The 2,838-nt window shown below is 52.4% G+C and carries 4 protein-coding genes; all 4 read left to right on the plus strand.

Translation table 11 applies throughout. The features are described 5' to 3' along the window. Positions 1-532 (plus strand): DUF2169 domain-containing protein (locus F1735_RS32925; RefSeq protein WP_167241137.1); only part of this gene is annotated, 532 nt, incomplete at its 5' end. Beyond that, on the plus strand, positions 525-1,610 hold the full coding sequence (locus F1735_RS32930) for a hypothetical protein (protein ID WP_167241139.1): 1,086 nt from the start codon (positions 525-527) through the stop codon (positions 1,608-1,610). The genes F1735_RS32925 and F1735_RS32930, both read left to right, overlap by 8 nt. Before the next feature lie 3 nt (positions 1,611-1,613). Beyond that, positions 1,614-2,000, plus strand: a complete 387-nt coding sequence (locus F1735_RS32935) for a DUF4150 domain-containing protein (protein WP_167241141.1) — start codon at positions 1,614-1,616, stop codon at positions 1,998-2,000. Beyond that, the gene (locus F1735_RS32940) at positions 1,993-2,730 is read left to right on the plus strand and encodes a hypothetical protein (protein ID WP_167241143.1); all 738 of its coding nucleotides are present in this window, start codon (positions 1,993-1,995) and stop codon (positions 2,728-2,730) included. Before F1735_RS32935 ends, F1735_RS32940 begins: the two co-directional genes overlap by 8 nt. Positions 2,731-2,838 lie beyond the last annotated feature (108 nt).

The following is a 2,838-nucleotide window of genomic DNA, read 5'->3' on the forward strand; positions in this document are numbered from 1 at the left end:
TTCGCGCCGCCCGCCCTTGACCCTGCTCCGGACCGGACATCGACAAGCGCCGCAAGGCGCAGACATTCACAGCGGTAGCCGATATGGTAGCCGAAGTCAACTTCCACTCAAAACGGCATTGGGCCTTAATCAATGCGCCCCGGAAGATCAACAGATGGCGTATCCGATCGGGGGCGAACAGATTGTGTTGCGTAACATGATGCCAGACCGTTCCGATGTTCGATTCAAGCTTCCCCGGCTCGATAACGTGAAAGTACGTATCTTGCGGAATGATTACAGTACTGAGGAACCTATCGTCGTGGCTGATACGCTGTATTTCGAACCAGATGAACGACGCTTCAGCGTGGTGTGGCGGGCGAGTGTGCCTGTCAAACGCCGATTGCAAGAGTTCGACACGATTGCTATCGGTGCGGTCAGCGCTCAATGGTGGCATGACAAATCCCTCGGCCTCGCAAACTGTGCTGGATGCAATGGCCCGGACAATACCCTCATCACGGAAGATTTGTCCCAGCAAGAGGTATCGAATGAATGATTCTTCACCTGTACCCAACAGTGTATTCGTTGCCGGAGCTGGGCTGTGCTGTGCGGTCGGATACCAGCTGGATGCGGCGGTTTGCGCTATACGCGCAAATATGGACCACTTTCAAGAAAGCAGTTTTAACAGCTTATCGTCCGATCCGGTTAACGTTGCAAGGCTTCCACAAGATATTTTCGGACAGGAGCGTATACATCGCTGGATCGAATATGCTGTACGCGACTGTGCGCAACGAATGGAGGACCCGGAATCCTTACTTGACGGGCGCCGCACCGCCATTATCTTTCTGGGTCCAGATCCTGCGCGCCCGTATTCCGACAGTATAAACTATGCTCAGGTGCTTCATGATGTACTGCACGCGCTAGGGGATGAGGGATTCTACGGCTTACCTCCCGCTGGGTCGAGTCCACGCCCTCACGCAATTCACATGATCGCACAAGGCCGGACCGGCCTTGCCGAAGGTTTGCTGCAAGCTGCACGTTTGCTCGTAAATGCGGAAGCCGAACAAGTATTAATCGTGGGGGGCGACAGTTATCTGTACGCAGCGGATATCAACGCCTACTTGCAGGATAACCGCCTCATAGTTCGTGGAAATAGTAATGGGTTTATCCCAGGTGAAGCGGCGGCAGTTGTACTGCTACGGCGCGGCATGTCGACAGATGTCGGCCTTCACATTTCCGGTGTTGGAATGGCCCAAGAGAACGGTCGTCAAGACGGCAGCGTGCCGAGTCGCGGACAAGGCCTCACGACTGCTATCCGGGATGCACTAAAACAAGCTCGACTGACGCCACGGCAAATAGAATTTCGCATCAGCGATCAAAACGGTGAGCAATTTTTCGCACGAGAGGCCGCAAATGCGATAACCCGAATTATGTTCGGTGAGCACAAGCTGGCTCAATTGACGCTCTCCGACAAATTAGGTGAAATCGGTGCTGCAAGTGGTCCAGCGATGCTGGCATGGCTAATGCGGGATATGGCAGACGCAACTCTTTCCCCTGGTAACGTGGGACTTGTTCATTTGGCTAGCGATAGCGGTGCTCGCTGCGCCGTTGCGCTTCGCTATCAAGGAGAATAAAGATTGAAAACATATGTATATGCGAACGACAACGAAATTTGTTCGAAAGCGGCAGATGGAAAATCGGTTGCAGGGCCAGACGCATGCTGGAGTCCGCCGGCTCCTTCAGCCGGTCCAGTTGCAATTCCCTATATGAATACCGCGTACGCCAAGGATCTAACAAACGGTTCCAAAACAGTCTTTATCTGCGGTACGCCCCTTGCGTTGCGCGACGTCTCATTTCTCGCCAATAGTGTTGGGAATGAGCCAGCGACCCGGAACTTGGGAATGGGAGTGGCTAGTCACACCATAACTGGAAGAGCATTTTTCACCGACTGGTCTTCTGACGTTAAGGTTGAAGGCTTGAACGTGTGCCGCCATATTGACCCGATGACACATAATCATGGGTAGCGGCGTCGGTAAGGCTATTAAGGACAAAACCTCGAACGGGCGGGCAGCGAAAGATAAAGCTAAGGAAGATCAACGAAAAAAAGATGAAGTAAAGAAAGAAGAAAAAGCAGGAAAAAAAAGATCTCCGCCTGTAAAACCGGAGCTGCCACCAAAAACCACTGCGACGGCGACAAGTGCGAACGCCGCTGGGGCTTCGTATTTGGCCATCTTTAATACTACCGCAGAATGCAAAAACGATAGAGAATCTATCCAAAAAAAATGTGAGCCCGACAAGAAATCGGTAGAAGATCAAAAAAAGGCCGATCCGAAATTTGCAAAGACTGGAGCAATGGGCCGGTTGTCGGAAGTCACAAAGGGCTTAGATGAACTTGGCCGGGGAACATCGAATTATAAGTTCAAACCTGGCAATGCTTGGATGGATAAGCATTGTGATGGGATGTGGAACAAACCGCAAAACCTGAAGGAGGCAAGTGAGAAGTTCAAGACAGCCGCAGAGGGAGCACTCAAGAACCTTGAGGCAGCCCAACGTGGTTTGATTAAAGATGCGCTTCAAGAATTAGGCACTGTGGCGCTGGAAAAGGCAGGCGCGGCTGCGGGCAAAAAAATCGCGGGATTGATCGCTCGTTCTGTAGCGAAAAATGTCGTAGGTGGTGCAGCAATGGTTGTCACTCTCGGAACAGTTGGCACGGTACTAGAGGGCGCGATGCTCGCCGGCTCTATGCCGTTTTGAGTGGAACTGGACAGCCGGCACGGTAGATGGTAGATCGCAACGGAGCGGCGGCTGGTTGTAGTGGATTGGCCGGAAGGTTTTTAAACTTGGACATGCGAAGGTAGGCGA

The organism is Massilia genomosp. 1, from assembly GCF_011682185.1.
Lineage (GTDB): Bacteria > Pseudomonadota > Gammaproteobacteria > Burkholderiales > Burkholderiaceae_D > Telluria_A > Telluria_A rubra.

Coding starts and splice junctions, on each gene's coding strand:
- F1735_RS32930 (WP_167241139.1), top strand. CDS start 525: ATGAATGATTCTTCACCTGTACCCAACAGTGTATTCGTTGCCGGAGCT.
- F1735_RS32940 (WP_167241143.1), top strand. CDS start 1,993: ATGGGTAGCGGCGTCGGTAAGGCTATTAAGGACAAAACCTCGAACGGG.